The organism is Streptomyces sp. NPDC102278 (assembly GCF_044766345.1).
GTDB lineage: Bacteria > Actinomycetota > Actinomycetes > Streptomycetales > Streptomycetaceae > Streptomyces.
In genome coordinates, this window is sequence record NZ_JBIWLV010000026.1 from 1 (window position 1) to 20,352 (window position 20,352).

At 68.5% G+C, this 20,352-nt stretch carries 20 protein-coding genes, 1 tRNA gene and 3 pseudogenes; 17 read left to right on the top strand and 7 right to left on the bottom strand.

Features of this window, described 5'->3' with window-relative positions:
* Positions 1-268: 268 nt before the first annotated feature.
* Positions 269-1,468: a hypothetical protein gene (locus ACIRO3_RS34305; RefSeq protein WP_404143359.1), complete on the top strand. Its 1,200-nt coding sequence runs from the start codon at positions 269-271 to the stop codon at positions 1,466-1,468.
* A gap of 156 nt (positions 1,469-1,624) precedes the next feature.
* On the opposite strand, the gene ACIRO3_RS34310 is transcribed toward ACIRO3_RS34305, so the two are convergent.
* Complete coding sequence (locus tag ACIRO3_RS34310) at positions 1,625-2,647, bottom strand: phosphotransferase (RefSeq protein ID WP_404143360.1); 1,023 nt, start codon at positions 2,645-2,647, stop codon at positions 1,625-1,627.
* Positions 2,648-2,832: 185 nt separating this feature from the next.
* Here ACIRO3_RS34310 and ACIRO3_RS34315 point away from each other — a divergent pair, with 185 nt between their 5' ends.
* Both ACIRO3_RS34315 and ACIRO3_RS34320 read left to right on the top strand, forming a co-directional pair.
* Positions 2,833-3,318 carry a hypothetical protein gene (locus ACIRO3_RS34315; RefSeq protein ID WP_404143362.1) on the top strand — a complete coding sequence of 162 codons (486 nt, stop codon included), beginning with the start codon at positions 2,833-2,835 and terminating at the stop codon, positions 3,316-3,318.
* 87 nt (positions 3,319-3,405) lie between these two features.
* Entirely contained in the window at positions 3,406-3,621 is a 216-nt protein-coding gene (locus tag ACIRO3_RS34320) for a DUF6233 domain-containing protein (protein ID WP_404143364.1), read from the top strand.
* A 119-nt stretch (positions 3,622-3,740) separates the two neighbouring features.
* Here ACIRO3_RS34320 and ACIRO3_RS34325 read toward each other — a convergent pair whose 3' ends face one another.
* Positions 3,741-4,175 (bottom strand): hypothetical protein, encoded by a 435-nt coding sequence (locus ACIRO3_RS34325; protein WP_404143365.1) that lies wholly within the window; start codon positions 4,173-4,175, stop codon positions 3,741-3,743.
* Positions 4,176-4,429: 254 nt separating this feature from the next.
* Here ACIRO3_RS34325 and ACIRO3_RS34330 point away from each other — a divergent pair.
* A tRNA-Gly gene (locus tag ACIRO3_RS34330) sits at positions 4,430-4,549 on the top strand.
* Positions 4,550-5,259: 710 nt separating this feature from the next.
* Here the strand turns inward: ACIRO3_RS34330 and ACIRO3_RS34335 are convergent.
* Complete coding sequence (locus ACIRO3_RS34335; protein ID WP_404143366.1) at positions 5,260-6,033, bottom strand: glycosyltransferase family 2 protein; 774 nt, start codon at positions 6,031-6,033, stop codon at positions 5,260-5,262.
* A 66-nt stretch (positions 6,034-6,099) separates the two neighbouring features.
* On the opposite strand from ACIRO3_RS34335, the gene ACIRO3_RS34340 reads away from it, so the two are divergent.
* On the top strand, positions 6,100-6,933 hold the full coding sequence (locus tag ACIRO3_RS34340; RefSeq protein WP_404143368.1) for a nucleotide sugar dehydrogenase: 834 nt from the start codon (positions 6,100-6,102) through the stop codon (positions 6,931-6,933).
* Here the strand turns inward: ACIRO3_RS34340 and ACIRO3_RS34345 are convergent.
* Positions 6,896-8,926 carry a DNA/RNA helicase domain-containing protein gene (locus ACIRO3_RS34345; protein ID WP_404143370.1) on the bottom strand — a complete coding sequence of 677 codons (2,031 nt, stop codon included), beginning with the start codon at positions 8,924-8,926 and terminating at the stop codon, positions 6,896-6,898. The two genes, ACIRO3_RS34340 and ACIRO3_RS34345, sit on opposite strands and share 38 nt — an antisense overlap.
* A gap of 218 nt (positions 8,927-9,144) precedes the next feature.
* On the opposite strand from ACIRO3_RS34345, the gene ACIRO3_RS34350 reads away from it, so the two are divergent.
* From ACIRO3_RS34350 to ACIRO3_RS34385, 8 genes and pseudogenes are all read left to right on the top strand, one after another.
* Positions 9,145-10,110, top strand: coding sequence for a DUF3883 domain-containing protein (locus ACIRO3_RS34350; RefSeq protein ID WP_404143372.1), 966 nt, complete (start codon positions 9,145-9,147; stop codon positions 10,108-10,110).
* A gap of 381 nt (positions 10,111-10,491) precedes the next feature.
* On the top strand, positions 10,492-10,695 hold the full coding sequence (locus ACIRO3_RS34355) for a hypothetical protein (protein WP_404143374.1): 204 nt from the start codon (positions 10,492-10,494) through the stop codon (positions 10,693-10,695).
* 53 nt (positions 10,696-10,748) lie between these two features.
* Complete coding sequence (locus tag ACIRO3_RS34360; protein WP_404143376.1) at positions 10,749-10,949, top strand: hypothetical protein; 201 nt, start codon at positions 10,749-10,751, stop codon at positions 10,947-10,949.
* Positions 10,950-11,206: 257 nt separating this feature from the next.
* The gene (locus tag ACIRO3_RS34365; RefSeq protein WP_404143378.1) at positions 11,207-11,398 is read left to right on the top strand and encodes a hypothetical protein; all 192 of its coding nucleotides are present in this window, start codon (positions 11,207-11,209) and stop codon (positions 11,396-11,398) included.
* A 7-nt stretch (positions 11,399-11,405) separates the two neighbouring features.
* Positions 11,406-12,223 (top strand): annotated as a pseudogene (locus tag ACIRO3_RS34370) (IS5 family transposase).
* An 11-nt stretch (positions 12,224-12,234) separates the two neighbouring features.
* Positions 12,235-12,378 (top strand): annotated as a pseudogene (locus ACIRO3_RS34375) (DDE-type integrase/transposase/recombinase); the annotation flags it as partial.
* A gap of 87 nt (positions 12,379-12,465) precedes the next feature.
* Entirely contained in the window at positions 12,466-12,636 is a 171-nt protein-coding gene (locus tag ACIRO3_RS34380) for a hypothetical protein (RefSeq protein WP_404143380.1), read from the top strand.
* Between the two features lie 536 nt (positions 12,637-13,172).
* Positions 13,173-13,907 carry a hypothetical protein gene (locus ACIRO3_RS34385; RefSeq protein WP_404143382.1) on the top strand — a complete coding sequence of 245 codons (735 nt, stop codon included), beginning with the start codon at positions 13,173-13,175 and terminating at the stop codon, positions 13,905-13,907.
* Here the strand turns inward: ACIRO3_RS34385 and ACIRO3_RS34390 are convergent.
* Positions 13,843-14,721 (bottom strand): transposase, encoded by an 879-nt coding sequence (locus tag ACIRO3_RS34390; protein ID WP_404143384.1) that lies wholly within the window; start codon positions 14,719-14,721, stop codon positions 13,843-13,845. The genes ACIRO3_RS34385 and ACIRO3_RS34390 overlap by 65 nt on opposite strands.
* Before the next feature lie 38 nt (positions 14,722-14,759).
* A pseudogene (locus ACIRO3_RS34395) lies at positions 14,760-15,473 on the bottom strand (ISL3 family transposase); the annotation flags it as partial.
* Positions 15,474-15,564: 91 nt separating this feature from the next.
* On the opposite strand from ACIRO3_RS34395, the gene ACIRO3_RS34400 reads away from it, so the two are divergent.
* The gene (locus tag ACIRO3_RS34400; protein ID WP_404143386.1) at positions 15,565-15,897 is read left to right on the top strand and encodes a hypothetical protein; all 333 of its coding nucleotides are present in this window, start codon (positions 15,565-15,567) and stop codon (positions 15,895-15,897) included.
* 421 nt (positions 15,898-16,318) lie between these two features.
* The gene (locus tag ACIRO3_RS34405) at positions 16,319-17,047 is read left to right on the top strand and encodes an NUDIX hydrolase (protein WP_404143481.1); all 729 of its coding nucleotides are present in this window, start codon (positions 16,319-16,321) and stop codon (positions 17,045-17,047) included.
* 15 nt (positions 17,048-17,062) lie between these two features.
* Here the strand turns inward: ACIRO3_RS34405 and ACIRO3_RS34410 are convergent, their stop codons facing one another.
* Positions 17,063-18,436: a hypothetical protein gene (locus ACIRO3_RS34410; protein ID WP_404143388.1), complete on the bottom strand. Its 1,374-nt coding sequence runs from the start codon at positions 18,434-18,436 to the stop codon at positions 17,063-17,065.
* Between the two features lie 199 nt (positions 18,437-18,635).
* On the opposite strand from ACIRO3_RS34410, the gene ACIRO3_RS34415 reads away from it, so the two are divergent.
* Positions 18,636-19,427, top strand: a complete 792-nt coding sequence (locus ACIRO3_RS34415; protein ID WP_404143390.1) for a 2-keto-4-pentenoate hydratase — start codon at positions 18,636-18,638, stop codon at positions 19,425-19,427.
* A gap of 61 nt (positions 19,428-19,488) precedes the next feature.
* On the top strand, positions 19,489-20,352 hold the full coding sequence (locus ACIRO3_RS34420; RefSeq protein WP_404143392.1) for an acetaldehyde dehydrogenase (acetylating): 864 nt from the start codon (positions 19,489-19,491) through the stop codon (positions 20,350-20,352).

Consider the following 20,352-nt stretch of genomic DNA (forward strand, 5'->3'; position numbering starts at 1 on the left):
GCGGTCTTCTCACCCGCCGCGAACCGCTCGCCGGCCTGTAGCCGGATCCCCTCACGAAACGCCCGACGCTCAGCGGTCAGACCCCCACCCACCGGATAACGCATACCACCGGCATAGCGCAGGGATCATGAACCGTCACCACCCGACGACAACCCGCAATCCTCAGTAAGTTGTCAGTGGCGCCGAGTACCGTCGCCGCCGTACGACAGACTCGGAGGGGGTCGTTGACGTGTCGCGGAGGCTGTCTCCTGAGAGCGCTCGGGAGCGGATGATCAGCTACGGCATGACGCCGACAGAGCCGTATCCCGGCAGCGTCGACGAGCCATGGCCGGGGACCTGCAGGAGGTGCGGAACTCCCGGGAAGCCGACGTTGAGCAACGCGAAGCGCCAAGGGCCCTGCACACCCTGCGGCCGGGAGAAGCAAGCCGCAGCCCTCCGACTGCCTCTCGCGGACGTAGTTCGCGCCTTGGAAGCAAAAGGCCTCATCGTCATCGGGGACTACCAGTGCAACCGGGAGCGGATCGAGTCCGTCTGCCTCCGGTGCGGGGCGCTGGTGTATCCCACATACTCGAACGCGATGCGTGAAGGGGTCGGGGTCTGCGACCAGCAGTGCAAGAGGGACCGGATCAGCGACAGCAACCGCGGCGACGCCCAAGAAGCCGTCGCTGTGCTTCACGTCAACAACCTTCTTCCCCTTGCTCCATATCCCGGTACGGATACCCGATGGCCGATGGAGTGCATGCTGTGCGGCCACGTGGGTGAGAAAACAACCCTCAGCGCAGTGCGACAGCTTGGTCATGTCTGCGCGCGCTGTGGGCGGGAACGCACGGCGAACGCTCGACGGCTGGACGCGCTTGTTACCGTTCAGAGCATGAGGGATGCATTACTGGAGCCGGATGCCCCCTACCCGGGGACGGTCAGTGTCCCTTGGGCCTGCACGTGTATGAACTGCGGAACCCAACTCCGTCCAGGCCCAAGGCTCAACGACGTCCGCAACGGAGACCAGGGCGGCTGTACAACCTGCTCCGACACAAGCTTCAAGCAGACGGAGCCAGCACATGTCTACCTGGTTGTGAATCCACAGACGCGCTTCATCAAGTGGGGGAAGGCCAACAACCTCCAGAACCGGCTGGCGGAGCACGCCCGACAAGGATTTGACCAGGAGGTGAAGTGGTGGCCCTTCCCGACGGGGGCCGAGGCCACGGAGGTGGAGAAGAAAATTCGACCGCGAGTACGTGCGGTGGGAGCCACCACTCAGGCTGATAGGCGCCTCATGCGCTACAAGGGTCACACCGAAACTGCCAGCCTCACGGAGATCAGCATCGACGAGGTGATCACTATCGTCGAGCACCTGATCTCGCAAGCAGGAAGCGCCCTCAACATGGCTTCCACGATCAGCCGGACCGGCAGTATCCCCAGCCCTCAAGCCGGCCTGTCCAACCAAACCGTCCAACTGGGACTGTGGTGAAGCTGTAGCTGGAAACTGACAGCCAAGCCGACCGTTAACCCCATGGTCGGCCGCGACGAGGGCGGTGCGATAACGAGCGCGGCTACGTCCGTCTAAGCACGGCCGCAGCCGCCCCGTCCTCGTCGTCTGGTCCGAGCATGACCGACCGAACAAGTCCTAGCGGGCCGCGTAGGCGGCCTGGACCTCGTCTGCGCGGTCGGTCCACCAGTGCAGCAGGGCCTCGTCCGTCAGGAACATCACACGGAAGGTGGGGTCTTGGCGGTCGAGGTAGAACTCCAGCTGCCAGAAGTCGGTCATCCGCTTCCACCACAGCCGGGTGACCGCGTCGGCGAGGTCCGCTTCCGACAGGTTGATCACTGAGCGGTAGCCAGCGCAGAAGGCGGCGATGCGCTCGAGGTCGAAGACCCCGCCGATGCCGAACTGGACCTGCGCGGTCCGTGCGACCTCTTCCCCGTATGCGCGCACGCCAAGCCGGTCCCAGTCCAGGATCGCCACCACTTGGCCGCCGTCGCGCAGGAGGTTGCGGTATTGAAAGTCGCCGTGCGTCCACCCGAAGGGCCCGGCCGGGACATCGGTCTCCGGCCGGGCTTCGGCGTATCGGGTGATCAGGTCGCGGCGCTCGTGCAGGGCCTCCATGGCGGCTTTTGCGAAGTCGGTCACTGGGGTGGACCGGAGCCGGTCGATCAGGATGACGGCCGCTTGGTCGGCCTTGGCCGGGTCTCCGACCTTCGCTGCCGGGGGCTGTTCCGGGACCGGGCTGGGCGCATGGCGGCCCAGAGACTCGTGGAGTCGGGCCAGGACGCACCCAAGATCGCGAACTTGGTCAAGAGTGAGTCCAGTCCCCTCTACGTGCTCGCCGTCTACCCAGGGCAGGACGCAGTAGCCATGCCCGTCGATCTCCGCCACGAGATCGCCGCTGTCCGTAGCCAGCGGCGCGGGTGCCGGGATGCCGTCCCCGGCTAGGCCAGCGAGGACAGCGAGGTTTCTGCGGACCTTGGGCAGGGGGACGTCGGTGATCTCTTTCACCGCGTACGCACCTGAGTCTGTGTCCAGACGCCAGTTGCGGTTCATCAAGCCGTGGGCGAGGAACTGCCGGCGCCGTACTTCGCCCAGACCGAACACGCGGGACAGGGTCGGCAGGGCCGCCAACAGATCGTCTTCTCGAGTCGCATCCGTCACCCCCTGCACGGTACGCGGACCTCAAGCGCCGCATGGGGATTCGTCACCCGTGCGGGTCTGGGGCGGGGTCCCTCTCATCTGCCAACCTGCCTCACCCACAACGAAAAGCGTCCAAAGGGCACGCCGGAGATCACGGAGGTCTATGTTGGCTCGGGGTGCAGAAGTCTAACCAGCAGGGGGGGGTGATGGACGACTACGTGGCCGGCCTCAGAAGCCAGGATGTGCACCAGGGCCTGCGCAACATGGACCCTCACTCACCGGCGCTGGTTCCGCTCACCAAGACGCGTCTGGTCGGCAGTGCAGCCGATGTGGCTGCACTGATCCGCGGGCGGAACATCATCCAGGACGTGTCTGCACTCCAGTACATCGCGGTTCGCGAACTCGACCTGGCGCCAAGCTCGTTCGAACAGGTTCTGGACGTGCTGGAGAATGCTGGCTTCGTCGACATCAGCCGCAACTCCAGAGGCGAACCGGTCGGACTCACCGAGAACGTGCCCGTCTATCGGACACTCTACGAAGACCTGGGCAGGCGGGCGGCGGCCTTCGAGCGTCGACTGAGGCGGCTGGCCGGCCTGGTGATGGCTGACCCCTTTTGGGCGACGGTGGCGCGTGAGGACGTGGTCGAGGCGCGGATGGGACTCAAGCGCGCCCACCTGGTGCAAGGGGCGTAGTCGTGGACCTGGCGGGCGGGCCCAAGTGGCTCCCGCCGGACCTGGAGCGCCTGCGGATGGTGGAGACGCTCCTGTCGGCCCTCCTCGATGAGACCCGTGCCCGGATCGCCGCGGTGGAGGCTGAGGAGCGGGTGCGCGCGGACGCGGCCCGGCATCGGCCGCCGGTGGTGGAGCGGGTCATCGAGTACGGGCCGCTCCCGCCCGGCCACGCGCGCTCAGGCCGTCGAGGCGCTGCGGGACTCGATCGCGCGCGCCTGCGCGATCTGCCGGGTGGACTCCGCCCTGGGGCTCCTCGACGTATGAGCACACCACGGCACCGTACTAGGGCACCCCGGCGGCAGACCGAGATCATGGTCGAGGTGATCTGGCAGGCGGGCGACCCCGCCGGAGTGTCGCCGACTGTCCGGCCCGCCTCCATGACCTCATGGACGCCGGGATCCCTCAGAGGTGACAGGCGCGGGGGGCTGCCGCTTCTGAATCGCCGGGTCGGACTGCTCCGAACTGGCCTCATGAGCGGCGGCCTCGACGTCGCCCTGCGACTTGCGGCTCAGCTTCGACCGCAGGCCAGCCAAGCCGTTCCTCACGTGCGGCGCGGCCTTCGTGGCTGCCACGCCCAAGACGATGCCCGCTGTGACGCCCACGGCCGCGACCACCTTGACGACCTTGACCACGTCTTCCACGGATATCGCGTCGCCCCCAGCCGGATAGAGCACGGCATGCGTCACGAGCGCGTTGTCCTCATCGCGTACCAGAGCGCTGCGCCCCCCGGAAGTGCTCGACTGGGACAGGCGCGTATCGGTCGGATACTCGACGTACATCAGGTCCCGGGTCTTCCCGGTCAGGTCATCAGAGGACATGGCGCAACTGTAGAGATCGGTCGCGGTCCAGCGGTGGGAATGCCGCAAAACCGATGGCGCAGCAAGACTCGCGGTCGCTCGCGCCTTCACGGCGGGTGCTCGACTCATGTCTGGCTTTGTTCACGAGAACGGTTCTGGCACAACTTCTGTGGAGATGCGGCAACGGTAGCCAGCGACCTGAAAAGGATTCGTTCGCAGAGCGCGGTGTCTCTACGCTTGCCCGGAGCGGGAGTGCGCGCGTTTCCGCAGGTTGTGGTGCCGTGGCAGAGCGGTCTATTGCGATCGCCGTGGGCGAGGTCCCTCCCACGGCGACTGACGGGGACGGGGCGGACCTGCTCCCATCTGTCTCGCGGGTTCAAATCCCGTCGGCACCGCAGCCAACCAGGACGTAGTGCAACGCACGGACCTGCCACCTCACGTCAGGCCCACAGAAGTTGTGCCAGAGCCCGTTCTCGTGAACAAAGCCACATGTCTCCGGGCCGTCTCCACGTCACTCCACGACCTCGGGTCGGTCACGTCGAGCTCCCCGGCGTTCTCCATGCCGGCCGCGGTCACGTGGCGGGGTGTTCGGCGGTGAGCCGCGACGCGGCGGGGGCCCCCGCTCAGGTGCAGTCGGTGAGCACGGCCAGTCCGGTTCGCACAGCTCGCAGGTGCGGTACCGCTTGCCGCCTCGAGTGTCGGTGTGTTCCCCGATCCATGACGCGGCCTCGTGCCGCGGCAGGGCGGTGTACGGAGTCCAGAACGTGGTGGTGAGGCTGCCGTCGTGGGCGCAGTCGCGCAGGTCACGCCACACGCCAGGGAGGGGCATCCCCCGCGTTGACGCTGCGCACCTGATCCTGCCATGCCCTCGCTCCACAGTGGCCAGGAGACCGTCCCCGTCGGCGACCGGCGGCTGCTCCTCCAGCTGTTCCTGCGCGCGAGACCGGCAAAGGCTCGCCCGGGTAGCCGGCCGACGGCACCGGTGCCCGACCGAACCAGGCCCCCGAGTCACGCCGCCGAACACGCGGCACGGCCGCGGAGCGGGACCTGGTCGGTCACCGCTGGAAGCGGCCCCGCACCGGGCTCCACGGGCCCGAGCGCGGAGCTAGATGCGCGAGTTGCGCAGCGACTGCCATGCGGCGCCGACCAGCGCGCGCGCCGCCCGCGGGGCCGACAGATGCTCGTGCTCGCGGTAAAGGGCCCAGTTGTACTGCACGAGGGACAGCTTGTTGGAGGACAGCGATCCCGCCTGGTGGGCCCTGTATACCGCGAGCGGCTCAGCCAGGCCGCGGGCGTCGGCGCCGTCCCGCATGATCGACAGCCAGAGGGCGTAGTCCTGGCGCTTGCGCATTTCCGGCATCAGCCTCGTGCCCAGGGTGTTGCGGTCGTACATGGCGGTGAGAGCGCCGATGTGGTCCTGGACCAGCATCGCGCGGTAGTCCACGTGCTCGCGCGCACGGACCACCCGGCCGTTGGGGACCCAGTCGGTGCTTTCACCGTCGTAGCCTGCGTCCATCTTGAAGTACGAGGTGAACGTCAAAGGCGCACTGTCCTGCGCGGCGAAGGCGAGCTGCTTCTCGGTCTTGTCCGGAAGCCACATGTCGTCGCTGTCCAGGAAAGCGATGTAGTCCCCGCGGGCCCGCTCGATCGCGCGGTTGCGGGCCCGGCCGGCACCGCCCTGCTCGGGTGCCGACTCAGGCAGGACACGCTCGTCCTGCTCGGCAAACTCTCGGAGCAGGTCCATGGAGCCGTCGGTGGACTTGTCGTCGGTGACCAGCAACTCCAGGTCGCCGTGGGTCTGTGTGAGCACCGATCGGACGGCCGCGCCGAGAGTGGCGGCCGAGTTGTACACGGGCATCACGACAGACACCAAGGGCACAGCGCTTCTCCTTGCCAAACCAAGAACGAGGGTCCATTCAAGCACCGCAACCGAGTAGGAGCTGCCATGCACACAGTTATCGCTGGTCAGGGCTACGTAGGGCTGCCACTGGCCGTACGCGCCGCCGAGGTGGGCCACCGTGTCATCGGCTACGACACCGACCCGCACCGCGTCCAAGAGCTTGCCGCCGGCCAGTCCCACGTGGAGGACGTACCCTCCGACCGGCTGCTCGCGGTGCTGAACAGCGGCGCCTACTCAGCGACCGCCGACGCTGCTGAGCTGGCCGGCTACGACATCGCGGGGATCAGCGTGCCGACCCCGCTGCGGGACGGCGTGGCCGACCTGAGCCACATCGAGGCCTGTGCCCAGACGCTGGGCGAGCACCTGAGTCGCGGCGCGACGGTCGTCCTGGAGTCCACGACCTATCCGGGCACCACCGAGGAACTGCTGGTGCCGATCCTGGAGGCGGCATCGAGCGTCGAAGCCGGGGTGGACTTCTTTGCCGGATTCAGCCCCGAGCGCATCGCCCCGAACAACACGAAGGGGTGGTCGTTCGAGACGACGCCGAAGCTGGTGTCCGGAATCGACGCCGAGTCACTCGATGTGATCAAGGGCTTCTACGACGGCATCTTCGAGATCACGGTGCCGGTATCCGGGCCCAAGGTCGTCGAGCTGACCAAGCTGATCAAGAACACCTCTACGGTTTTGGAGGCGGCCGCTGGTCTCGGATCGGGTGCCCAGGCAGATGGGCGGGACGGGGAGGGCGGCGCCGGTTTCGGGCGCGGAGCACTGCTGAACTCGATCGGTTGGTGTGGGACTTGTTCTGCGCTTGGCTCGAAGCCTGCTGTTGGCGGTGGGGTGTTCACGGTTGGTTATCGGGGTGTGGGCTGCTGGGGTTGATGAGGGTGGTGAGGTGGCGGTGGGTTTCGGGGTCTGTGGCGTGGATGTGGGTGGTGTGGGTTCCGCGGGTGAGGAGGACGCGGTAGGTGTTGAGTGCGAGGGGGAGGTATTCGCGGGGTGTGAGGTTTTTCAGGCGGCTGTCGTGGCTTTCGCCGGGGTGGGCTGTCCACTGGTTGTCGCGCCAGGTGAGGTCGGGGCCGATGATGACGGCGGAGTGGTGGTATTCGAGGCCTTGGGCGGTGTAGACGCAGCCGACCTGCTGGTGGCCGCCGGTGTGACTCGCCCAGAGCTGGCTGGCTGGTGCCAGGGGCTCACCGTCGGGGGTGGTGAGTTGCTCGGAGGCGTTCCAGGCGGCCTGCCAGAGGCGGGGCTGTCCGGTGGATGGGGTGGTGGTGATGCGGATGTCCTGGGGCAGGGTGCTGGCGTTGCGTTTCGCCGGAGTCCATGGCCAGCAGAACCCGGCGGTGATGCGCGCGCTCCGGTCGGCGGCGGTGGCCCGTTCGACGCCTTCCTGGAGTGTGTGGGGGTCCTCGCACAGGGCGAGGTCGTAGACGGCGCGCCCGGTCCAGGGAGCCGGCGCTCCGTAGAAAAGTGCCTCGACCCAGTCGGTATAGGTCTTCGAGCCCTGACAGCGGAACGACCCGGTGAGCTCGAGGGCGTGATGGGTCCGGCCCGTCGCCCGCGCGAACGTGGCGATCTCCTCGACCGTGACGCCTTCGTTGGGGCGGATGACCTGGCGCTCGTCCAGGAACACCACCACCAGAGGGACGTGCTGGAGGACCGCGGCGAGTTCGGAGGCCATCCGTCCGCCGCTGCGCTTCATGCGCTGCGCCTCGTCGATGACGACGGCCCTCGAGCGTTGGGCGGTGCTGCGCAGGCTGGAGGCGGGAGGGAAGAGTTCGCGTGCGCCGGGGTGGCCGGAGGTGGCGTCCAGGAGGTGGGCGCGCAGGGTACCCGAGGGGGTGACGAAGGCGGGTGCGGCCTGGGGGTGGGCGTGCATGAAGTGGCTCAGGAGGCGGACTGCGAGCGCCGACTTGCCGCTGCCGGGCCCACCGCGGACGGTGATGATCGCCCCGCCCGCGCCGGCAGCCTGTGTTCCGTGCGGCGCGCCTTGCGGGGGGAGCGGTGAGCGCAGGATGGAGGTGGTCTTGTCCCGGATACGGACGAAGGCGTCCTGTTGGTCGCCGACCAGGGCGAAGGCGGGCTTCCCCGCGAGGAGGGTCCCGACATGGTCGAGGAGGCCAGCCGACGGCGACCAGCGGATCGCCTCGAACGTGGCGACGTGCCCCGCGGCCATGGGGCGTACGTCCTGGCAGCGCAGCATCCGGGACAGTGCCTCACGGGGCGCCGCGAGGTCGTCGGAGGTCAATACGGGGATATCGGCGAAGCCGGCCGCAGCGGAGACCAGGGCCGCTCCCTGCTCGGCGCTGGCATTGTGCAGGACCACCACGGCACGGAGGTCCAGCCGGGGAGCCGTCTCGGGGCGCCAGTACTGGAAGAAGCTGCGGTAGGCGGCGACCTGGTGGACGGGATGAGCGGTCACCAGCCCGTCGCTGCGCAGGACCCGGCCGCCGTTGAGGATCTGGCAGGTCTGCCACTGCTTGAGCTCGACGACCACCAGGACGAGGGATCCGTCCGGTGCCGCGCCGACCAGCAGGGCGTCCAGGCGCCGTCCTCCGCCTGGGGTCCCGTACTCCAGGTACACCTGCAGATCCGACAGCCCGGCCCGCAGCAGGGCTTCGAACAGGGGCGGCCAGCTCGCACACCAGCTCCGCACCTCGCCTTCGTCCGGCTCCCCGAACCCGGATGCGCGGTATCGCGCAACACACCGACCGATGAACGCGGGGCTGCCCATTAGCGAGGCGATCTCCCCGACCGAGCCAGCCGCCGCGCACGCGACGCCGGCCGGAGTATCGAACTCCTTGCGAGGGGCCGGTAACGGGGCGGGCAGGGAGATGTCGCCGTGCGGTGTCGTGGTATCTGCGGTGCTCATGTGCGTTCCCCGGATTCCTTCTGCCAGCGATTGCCGGCGGTTTTCCCCGGCTGGGGCCGGCGTGCCACAGCCGGCCCCGCCGACCGTCCGTCCTGATCAGACGTCAGGGAATGCCCTCACATTCTGAGTTGAACCTGCGGGCACCCAGTCGATCATGAGGCTACCAGAATGGCATAAGCTATCGACTGGTCGATAGTGAGCTGTTTATGATGCCCTGTATGAAGAGTTCGACGTTCGTCATGGTCCACGTAGGCCAAAGCACTGAGTCCCAGCGCAACCTCGTCCACGGCATTGAAACCCTCTCCTGGGGCTTCCCGGAGGAGAAGCCCGAGTACAAGGGCGCCCAGCCGCAGTTCGCAGTCCTGGCCACCGGGGCCTCCCCCCGCGTCCAGCTCACCGACTGGCTCCAGGACACTGCGACCCTGTACCTCTTCCAGGTCCGCGGCGGCTTCTACAAGGGCGAGGCCTGGCACTGGCCCGATGAGGAGGCAGAACGCCGTCTGAAGTACCCCCAGCGATTCGGCATCGAACCCCTCGCCAAGCTCGACAACATCCCCCTCGGCCCCGAAGGCCCGCTTACCGAGGCCGGCAGCGACGCCATCCGCCGCTCGGGCACCGACCGCGGCATGGGCAAGCTCGTCCAGATGCCCGCCCAACGCCTCCTGGAACTCGCCGGCATCCCCTTCGACCCCGACGAACCCGAAGACGTCCCCCTGGACCAGTCGCCCGGGTTCACCGCCGACCAGGTCGAGGGAAAGAAGAAGCCACAGCGCCGCCGCCGCGGCGCCGGCTACATCTCGGACCCCAAGAAGCGCAAGACCATCGAGGAGCACGCCGAACAACGGGCCATCACCCACTACCAGAACGACGGCTGGAGCGTCGAAAAGCTCGGCAAGCCCTACGACCTGCGCTGCACCCGCGCCAATGAGGAACGCCACGTCGAGGTCAAGGGCACCACAGGCGCCGCGACGAGTGTGGAGCTGACCATCAACGAAGTCCTCCACGCGCGGGACAAGGGCAACACGGTCGACCTCTACGTCGTGAGCGATATCAGGGTCGAGACCCACTCCGACCCCTACACGGCCAGCGGGGGAACCGTTTCCCACTACACCGACTGGGAGCCCGCCGACGAAGACCTGCGCCCCCGCAAGTACGAATACCGACTCCCAGAGATCACCCCGTGAGACGCACGCCGGTCACAGGAATGGTCGGCCACTGCGGGGCGCGCGGTTGATGAGTCTTCTGCAACGGTCGGGTCGTCAGTGCGGTGGCGCACGGCGTCATCGGCAGATGGTCTGCGAACAAGCAGTCCCGCCGCGCGAAAGGGAGTTCGCGGCTATCAGCCCGCCTTCGGGACGGGCGCCGGCCGAGATGGAGGAGAGGGCCGAGCTCGGCAGTGACTGGGCGAGGACCCGCCGATCCCGTTTCGTGTCCGGGAGCACCGGCCACATACCCGTATCCATCGCACGATGATCGCTCACTCGGCTCACGGGCCACGCATCCGGGGCCGGCGTGAACACCGTAACGTCTACTACCTTCCCGGGAGGACCCTAGGCCCGCTGCGCATGGACATGCGCCAGGAGGCGGCCGTCGCGGCCCTGGCCGCTCAGGGGTACACCGCCGAACTCGACGGGCACGGCCCGGGGTGGGACCCGGTGCGCTTCGCCAAGGAGGACACTCCGCTGAGCCGGGCGGCGGGGGAGTGCTACTTCCACGAGGACGGAGAGCTCGCCTACGTCCATGCCATGGTCGTCTCGGCCCTCAGGTGACCTGCGAGGGAATCCGGCTCATCGGTCGTGTCCCGTCATAGCTCGCGCAGGAGATGGAAGCCCACGCGATCAAGTACGACAACGGCCTGAGGTTCAGTCCCACGGGGGACATCTTCTGCGACGGCTTCCCACTCGAACTTGGTGCCCAGCGTGTCGGCGACCACGTCGTGTCCTGGGCCCTGTTCTTCGCCGCGGGAGACGATCACTCGATCACGCGAAACAGCGCCCCCGAAGTGGTCTGGCACCGTTGGTAGACGCCGCCACGCTCACCTCACCACGTTGAGCGCCCCTGACATGCGTTCGAGCGTCGGGTCCGCCAAGGTTGGCGAACCTCACCGCTCGAGCAGACGAAACGTTCGGCCCCGCCACGCGGGGCCCTACCGTTGAATGGATGAAGCGTCTGTTAGCGGGCCTATCGGTGGCTGCGGCCCTCCTTCTGCCCGCCCCGCCTCCGGCTGTCGTTGCCGCGCCATGCGTCCGGGGAGAGTCCGAATTCAGGTCGCACAGCTCGGTGGACGACGGCGAGATCAGATGGACGGCCGACACCGCCTACGCCGACGCGTACAAGCACGCCCTCAAGGCATGGCAGTACCCCGGCCACAAGATCAGGCTCGCCCCGGACTCGGCGACCACGGTCAACGACCTGCAGTTCGTGGACTACAACGACCCTAAGACCGTGTCCTATGTGGTGAAGTGTCGTTGACCGCCTCATGGGGCGGGGTACTTGGAGTTGGATTGTTCCGGACGGGTTGTGGGAGATCGCGGAGCCGCTGATCCCGCCGTCGAGGGTGCGGCGGCAGGGCGGCGGAACGCAAGGCACGCCTGATGAGACGCTGTTCGCGGCGATCGTCTACGTCCTGGTCAGCGGCTGCGCCTGGCGGGCCCTGCCGCCATGCTTCGGGATATCGAAGTCGACGGCCCACCGCCGGTTCCTGATCTGGTCGAGGGCGGGAGTGTGGGGCCGGCTGCACGAGGAGATCCTGCACCGCCTGGACGATGCCGGCTTGCTCGACCTGTCCCGCGCAGTCCTCGACTCCGCCCACGTCCGGGCGAAAAAGGAGGCGAACTCACAGGTCCGAGCCCCGTTGACCGGGGCAAGCCGGGCTCCAAGATGCACGTCCTGTCGGACGCGAACGGGCTGCCCCTCGTCGTCGGCCTTTCCGCGGGCAACACCCACGACAGCCAGGCTCTGAAGCCCATGGTGCTCGGTCACCAAACGAGACACGACCCCCACCGCGGCCGCCACTTCAAGCCGCAGCGTCTGCATGCCGACAAGGCCTACGACATACCTGAGCTGCGGAAATAGCTTCGAGGGAAGCGGATCGGGGCCCGTATCGCACGCAAGGGCATCGAGCCATCAGAGCGACTCGGGCGGCGCCGCTGGGTGATCGAGCGGACCATGTCCTGGCTGACCGGCTACCGCCGACTCAACCACCGCCACGAACGGCATCCCCGCAACTACCTGGCCTTTCTCGGCCTCGCCGCCGCCATCTGCTGCTACAAGCGGCTCATGCGCCTCACCACATAGGACATGGTCTCAATAGGAGGATCGTGGGCTACTCCATCGACGCACGGATGAAGTCCCGCCTGGCTGTGGCCGCCCTGGACAACGCCGTTGCCCGGCGTGAAGGCGTCGACGGATGCATCCTGCACAGCGATCGAGGATCGCAATTTCGGTCCCGGATTCGATGGGCGACCGTCCCGTGCGCCGGCCCGGGGACGCCGTACGAGCTGCGGTTCGGCAAGGATCCGTCCCCGACGTGCGGGCACATGTACACCCGCACGAGCGCGACGGCGCCGGGCGGCCGGTACCCGGTGACCGCCACCAGCACGTGGGACGTCCAGTGGGAGGGCGCGGGCCAGAGCGGGAGGCTGACGGTCACCCGCGCGAGTTCCACCAGCCTGGCGATCGGTGAACTCCAGGTCGTCGGCGCCGGCTGACGCCCCGGTACACATGGGGGGAAACAAGGGGGGAGACATCGGGGGAAACAAGGGGGGAACCATGGGGGGAGACATGGGGGGAAGCGGGGAGAACGCCCCCTCGGTGTCGTCCCTGGTCAGACCCGGTATCGCGGCCGGTGACTGGCCGGACTTACTTGTATGTGGGTTTGGGTTTGGTTGTTGGGGTCGGTCATCGGTTCTTCAGTCTGTGTCTGGGCGGTTGCCGGATGGTTCGGTTCGTCGGGCTTGGGTCTGGGCGGTTGCGGGTCCGGCTGTCGGACGGTGTGAGGGTGCGGTTCAGGTTCGTGGGGTTGTCGGTCGGTCTGCGAGTCGGCGTGCTGTCCGATGGGGTCTCTGAAAGTTCTTGGAGGGCCTGCGTGACATTTCGCGGCTTCCACCCCTGGCTTTGTTCACGACTTCCGGTTCTGGTCCAACTTCTGTGGAGCGGCGACGTTCAGTGTTGGTGAACAGGTCTGCGATGATGATGTGCCACCACGACTGACGGCGTGTCGGTGGGACAGTCGATAATGCCGGTCATGGCAGATCGCAGTCCGGTGCTCCGGATCATCACCTCAGCCGCGCGAGATTCCCTGAAACCGCTCGGCCTGGCCCAGCGCGGACGGTCGCGGCTGTGGATTGATGATCACGGATGGTGGCTCGGGGTTGTGGAGTTCACCCCGCCGCGGATTGCCGGCAGCGGACTGTACGTCGGTGCAATGTGGCTGTGGCACGACGTCGACCACCTTGCCTTTCACGTAGACGCAGTCCGAGTGGGCTCCGAGCTGTTTCGCACCGAAGAGCAGTTCACGCCGCTGGCACTGGACCTCAGCCGGCAGGCGGCTGCGAACGTGACCGCGCTGAGGGAGCAATTCCAGGCTCTGCCGGACATCGCCCGGCACCTGACGTCCAGGCCAGTGCGGCGGGGATTCCTCTGGGACAGCTTCGACTCTGGGATCGCAGCCGCTCTGGTTGGGGACCCGGACACGGCCCGCGATCACTTCGAACGAGTCCTTCGAGAGGACGCGCTGGCCCCGTGGATGGTCGAAGCCCAGGAGAAGGCACGTGATCTTCACGCGATCGCGGCAGATCGCGACGCCGTGACCGCCTGGGTCACACGGGCCGTCGACTCCTGCCGGAGCAAGCTGGGCCTGGATCTCGTGCCGTTTGCGATCGCTGACGGATCCCGCTCATCGAGCGACAGAGCGGTCAGGCAAGGAGGACTCGCTTCCGCAGCAGGCCGAAGCCGGCCCGGCCGTACATCTGGCGCTTGATCATTTTGATCCGGTTGACGTGACCTTCGACGATGCCGGAGTTCCTGGGCAGCGTGAGGCAGGCGGTGACGGCGGCGAGGTCCCGTTCGAGGCCGTTGACGAAGGTGTGGAGGCTGGGAAGGTCGTCGGCCCGAACCGCCCCGATCCATTGCGGGAGTTGGTCGCCCTGGAGCTGGGTGAGCATCTTTCCGAAAGCGCGGACGTGCCCGGTGAGGGCATCCAGTTCGGGGCAGTCGGCGAGGACGGATTTGAGCTTCAGATACTCGCTCTCCGGCAGGGTGTCGGGGTGAGTCAGGATCCATCCGGTGACCGTGCGTGGGGACGGAGGACGGGCTGCAGGTGCGGTCGGGGATGTGCGAAACGGCTGGAGGTAGGCACGGACGGCTCCGTAGCCGCCGGTGTAGCCGTGCGTCTTGATCTCTCCCCAGAGGTTCCAGGCGTTCGTGCAGCCCTCTGCCCATCGCTCCTGCAGGTACGGCTTGAAGTCGTCGAGCTTGGTCTGGCGGTTCTGCCACTGCCCCTGGAACAGGTCTTCCGGCCTTGCGGCGTCGGCCAGCCGTTGGACGGTGCGGTAGGTCATGCCGAGCTGGCGCTGGACCGAGCGTCGGCTGTGGCCGGCGGCCAGCAGCGCGTGGACGGCGGCGTGCTTGGCGCGAGTACGGTCGGCGAACCGGTGCCCGGTGGGCCATGGCGACCCTTTCTCGGCCAGTGCCAGAAACGGAACCTTCTCCGGCGCCGACTCGGTGAAGGACGCGCGGAGGCACGAGCGGTGCTGGGAGACACACCGCTCGGCCGCTTCGCCGAGGTTGCGCACAGGTGGAACCGGTCGGCGACCTGGACCGCGGTGGGCGCCCCGATGCTGGCGCCCTCGGCGAAGAATGGAGCGCGGTCGCGGCAGACAACCTCGATCCCCGGGCGCTCGGCCAGCCAGGCCGCGACAGTGCCCGCCTCTCGATCCGGCAGCAGGTCCACCGGCCTGCGGGTCTCGACGTCGACTAGCACGGTCCCGTAGACACGGCCCCTGCGCATCGCGTACTCGTACACGCCGACCACGCGCGGGACCTGTGGCTGGGGCTCCGGGAGGGCGTCGACCAGCCGCAGGACCGTATTCCGGCTGACCCTCGCCCCTAAGACGTCGGCCAGTCGGGCACCGGCACGGCCGGCCAACGCGAGGCCGACCTCGGCCAGCACTGACCGCATTCGTTCGGTTCGCTGGCTGTACCGCCGGGTCAGGCCGGCGACTTGCTCGACGAACGTCCGCCGCCCGCAGGCGAGGTCTTCGCACATGAAGCGCCGGACACGAAGACACAGCACCACCCGCCGTCCCACCACCGGGAGGTCAGCGGGGAACCGAAGGTAGGACCCGTGCACCCGTCCCGACCAGTGACCGCAGCCCGGACACCGAGCCTTGGCCGTCCGACATCGCACACCGACTCGGACCACCCTCCGTCGTCCTGCACCGACACCACCCTGATCTCCGGAGCCGACAGGAAGAGCAGCTCTTCCAGCCGGAGCAGTACCTCGCGCACAGCCCAGAACCATCAGCCCGGACGAGGCCGGCACCATCGTTTTCCAGACGACCTCGCGGAGCGGGCCAGCAAGATCAACGCTCACAGGGAGTAGGCACACCACAGAAGTTGGACCAGAACCGGAAGTCGTGAACAAAGCCAGGGGCGAGTTACGCGGCCCCACCCACCTCAACCCGCCCCGCAAGCGTCGGCACGCCCGGCCGGACGGGAACGTGATCGCGGGACTGCTGCTGACGACAGGCAACGTGCTTGGCTTGGCCGTCCTGGCGCTCTCCTGCGCCGACCAGGCCGACGGTGCCACCGTCCCCTCGATCACCGTCCCGGAACATGCACCCGCCGAAGTACAGCCGCCCCGCAGGCCGGCCAACGACACGGCGTACGCCGTCACCTCCGGACCGGCAGCCCGCACCACCGAATCGCGGGCCTGCCGCTGGGGATCCCGCACGCGCCCTACCCTTTGAGCTCCGGTGGCAGCGCGGCGCCCCTGGCCCGCGCTGTCACCGGCTGAAACCCCGGACCCGCCACCAGGACAGCATCAGCCGGACCGGGTCGCCGTCCCCGGCTGAACCACCCTGGACAGGTCGAGCAGCCGGGGACGGGCACCACAACGCACTGGTCGGCCATCCTCGCCACGGCCTCTTGCCCACAGGCAAACAGCCTGCACCGTACGGAAGTCCACCGCGTCCGTGCCCTTGACCGGATGGAGGCCGGAGCGCTGACGAGCGGTGCTCCGCGGGTGGTCGCCCGCCCGATCGGCGGCACGCCCCGGGGCGCACGTCCGCGCGCGAATGACGACCATGGTCGCTCTCACCGGGCCCGTCGGCTTATGCCGAATCTGCGAAGGTACAAGCGTCAGGGTTCTACGATGAATGGGTGCCCGAGATGCTGCCGCCCGTTGTTGGCGTCTTCGATGTCGAACGACTCCAGCTCACCGAAGCGGAGGAGCCGCGCCTGTCATCCTCGGATCAGGCGGCCAGAGATCGCGTGTGGGAGAAGGCGGTCCAGGCCAACCCGGCTCTCTTCGACGGACCCGTGGTGGCCTGCGCTGAACTGCAGCACGCAGGGCCGCGCGTCCTGAGTTTGTCCTGGGTGCGGGTCACCTACCGGCATTACGCCCTCCGCCGTGTTCCCGGCGCAACGGCGCTGCCCTCGTTGTTCGTGAATGTAGTTCAGCCGACCGACGGCGGCCGCGTGCTGGTTGCCAGGATGTCGTCTTCCACGGCTGCGCCTGGCCGCTGGCAGCTGCCTGGGGGATCTGTGGAACCGCCACAGGACGGGGAGCGGCTGGAGGAGGCAGCGTTGGCGGGTCAGGCCGCGCGGGAACTGGCCGAGGAGCTGGGGCTCGATGCCGGCGCAGAGGCGTTGAGGTTGTGGGCTGTTACCCGCGGGGAGAACGGCAGCGTGGGCCTGACCTACCTTGCGCCAGCTCTTGCGGAACCCGCAGTGCGTGCCGCCTTTGCCGACGCCGTGGCTGCCGAGCGCGCTCAGGGGCGTGAGCCCGAGCTCGACGACATCGCTCTGGTCAGCTCGCCGCAGGAGTTGGGCGGCCTGGCCGGACCTCACGCGGACTACCTGGAGCCCATCGTCCGACGCTTCGCCGACGAGGTCTGAAGGCCGACGCGCGGCTCAGGTACCGGCGAGGAACTCGCGGCCGCGTTCGTCGAGCTCGGTCACGCATCGCAGACCCCGGGCCCGGAAGCGCGCGAGGTCGCCGCGCATCCGGGAGACGGCCTTGCGGGTCCGTACGGAGCGGACGCCGCCCATGTGGTCGATGGCCCGGTGCCAGGTGGCGCACGCCTGCTCGATGCTGCCGCGCTTGAGGTGCATCTCGGCGCCCGCGACCAGGTCCAGAGCGACGATCCGCGCGTAGGTGGACGACGGGCGTGCTGTGGCGGCCAGCCCGTACTGCTCGGCGGCGGCGCGGTGGTCGCCGATGGTCTCGTGGACCTTGGCGGTGCGGGAGTACACGGATGCGGCCGGCGGCCCCCAGGCCAGCGCCCAAAACGGCACCTCGTCCCCGGGTGCGCTGGTCAGCAGGGTGCGGGCGTGTTCGGCGGCGGCCAGGGCGGCGCGGTGTTTGCCGCTCTTGGCGAGGGTGTGGGCGTGGACGACGCGGAAGAGGGCTTCGGTCTGGGCGTCGACGTGGCCTTTGGCCCGGTTCAGGCCGGTCTCCGCGAGGCCCAGGCAGTGCTCGGGGCGGTGGAGTTTGAGGCCCTGCATGGCCATGGTGCGCATTACGAAACCGTCGTGCCCGCGCAGGCCCGATTCGGTGGCCAGGGCATAGGACTGGAGGTAGTAGCGCTGGGCCAGTCCTTGCTGGCCGGCGTCGTAGGACTTCCAGCCGAGCAGGTGCACGCCGCGGCTGGCGGCAGAGAGCATGTGCTGTCGGACCTCGTCGGTACGGAACCGGGCGCGGCACAGCGGGGCGACGTCGTCGCGGAGGTAGGTGACGAGCGCGCTGCGGCCGTGCTGTCCGCCGTGACGTTCGTCCATTTCGGAGAACGCGGTGATCATGTCGCGGACGGCGGCGACCTCGGCCATGCCAACGGTGTGGCCGGTGCGTGCTGCGGCGGTGCGGGCGGCGATGTCCTGGACGTGGTGGAGGGGCAGGGCGGCGGCGGCCACGGAGTAGGCGGAGGCCGTCAGGAAGCGGCGGCGGTCCAACTCGTACCTCCACATGGGCAGCAGGGCGTCCAGCGGGTCGATCCCGAGGGACAGTCCGATGGTGTCACTTTCGGCCTCGGCTGTGGAGGGCAGTCCGAGGTCGGCGGGGGTCAGCAGGCGGCCCAGGCGCCGGGAGAGGGCGACCGCGAGCAAGCGGGGGGTGTCCCCGCGGGGGGCCGAGCCCGAGAGCCAGTGCTCGACGTTCGACTTGTTCGTGCGTAAGCGTGTGCCGCACTCGGCCGCGACGGCGCAGACCGCCTTGGCCAGCGCCTCGTAGGTGAGGTCGGATTCCGCAACGAGGGCCCTGAGCTGGTCGTTCGGCGTGCGCGTGGTCATGGCACCTGCCTGGGATATACGCGATATACCGCTTGGCCTGCCCGCCACCGTACCGCTGTACGGCTCCCGGCGGTTGACTCTTCATCAGGCCCGAGTCCGGCGGCCGGCATCCGTATTGACGCCGCCCCGGATCTGCTCCCGCGCCCACGTCTGCGAGCCCTACGGATGCTCCATGCCCCATGCCCTGGGAGGGATCTTCATGGATGAGCCTGATGACCGCTGGATCGCCGCCACTGCGGCGGCGCTGCTGGCTGCGGGGTACGAGAACGTGCCGGTCGAGCCGCTGACCTGGCGCCGGCCCGGCCTGCCGCTGGAGACCGCCTACCGCATCCAGGCGGCCACCGTGGCCCGGCACGTGGCGGGCGGTGCCAAGGTCGTCGGGTACAAGGCTGGCGCCACCTCCAAGGCCATCCAGGAACAGGCGGGGGTCGACGAGCCGGATTCCGGTGTCCTCCTGGACGACATGGTGCTGCCCACCGGCAGCACCGTGCACCGCTCCGTGCTGATGCAGCCGCGGGTGGAGGCGGAACTGGCCTTCCGGCTCGGCAGCGACCTGTACGGGCCCGGCGTCGCCCTGGAAGAGGCGCGGGAGGCGGTGAAGGAGGTGTTCCTCGCCTTGGAGGTGATCGACACCCGGTTCACCGGCTGGCAGATCACCATCGCGGACAGCATCGCTGACAACGCGTCCTGCGGGCGGGTGGTCACCGGCCCCCCGGTGCCCATGGACGCGGGCCTGGAGCTGGAGGCCGAGCCGCTCGTCGTGAGCGTCAACGGCACGGCCGTCGCCACGGGCGAGGGCCGGGCGGTCCTGGGGGACCCGCTGCTCGTCCTGGTTTGGCTCGCCGGACGGCTGCACCGCTTCGGCGAAGGTCTGCGGGCCGGTCAGTTGGTTCTGTCCGGCGCCGTGCACGCGAGCCTCCCGCTGGCGGCCGGAAGCACGGTCCGCGCCCAGTCGCCGCACCTGCCGCCGGTCGAGCTGCGCGTCCGGTAACAGCCGGGCGGCACCACTGCTCTGCGCATCCTCCCTTCTCCTCTCAACGAAGGAGCGGCCGATGGCTGCTGAGAAACGAAGGCGCGTCGCCGTACTCGGCGCGGGTCTGATCGGGGTCGACCTCGCGGGCAAGATCGCCCGGTCGTCGTCGCTGGAGCTGGCCCTGGTGGCTGGCCGCAGCCGCGACAGTCTGGGCCTGCGCCGGGTGGCACAGATGGGCTACCCGACGGCCGCGGGCGGTGTCCGTGCCGTAGTGGAAGCGGGGGCATTCGACGTCGTCTTCGACGCCACCAACGCCGAGAGCCACGCCGAGCACTGGGCGGCGCTGGCTCCGACCGGCACCACCTTGGTCGACCTGACCCCCACGGGTCTGGGCACGGTCACCGTGCCGGGGGTCACGGGGCACAGCTCGGCGGCTCACCGGCACCTCAACCTCGTCAGCTGCGGCGGGCAAGCCTCCATCCCGATCCTCCACGCCATCGCCCAGCGCTGCACCCCGGCCTACATCGAGGTGGTCTCTACGGGAGCGAGCGCGAGCGCCGGGCCGGCCACGCGCCTCAACCTCGACCAGTACATCGCCACCACCTCGGCCGCGATCCGGTCCTGCACCGGCACCCGGGAGGCGAAGGTGATGGTGAACATCTCCCCCGCCCGGCCCGCCCCGCCGTTCCGGGTGGCCATGACCGTCCTGGCCGACAACTTCCGCCCGGCGCCGGTGCGGACGAGCATCGCGGCCGCCGCCGACGCCGTCCGCGCGTACGTGCCCGGGTTCAAGGTGACGTCCCTCGCGGTGGACCCCAGCCGGATCCAGGTCGTGGTGGAAGTGACCCCCTCCGGCCGCCACCTGCCCCGGCACGCCGGAAGCGTCGACATCATCAACGCCGCTGCCGTCCTGCTCGCCGAGCAGTCCGCAGCCTCCCGATGA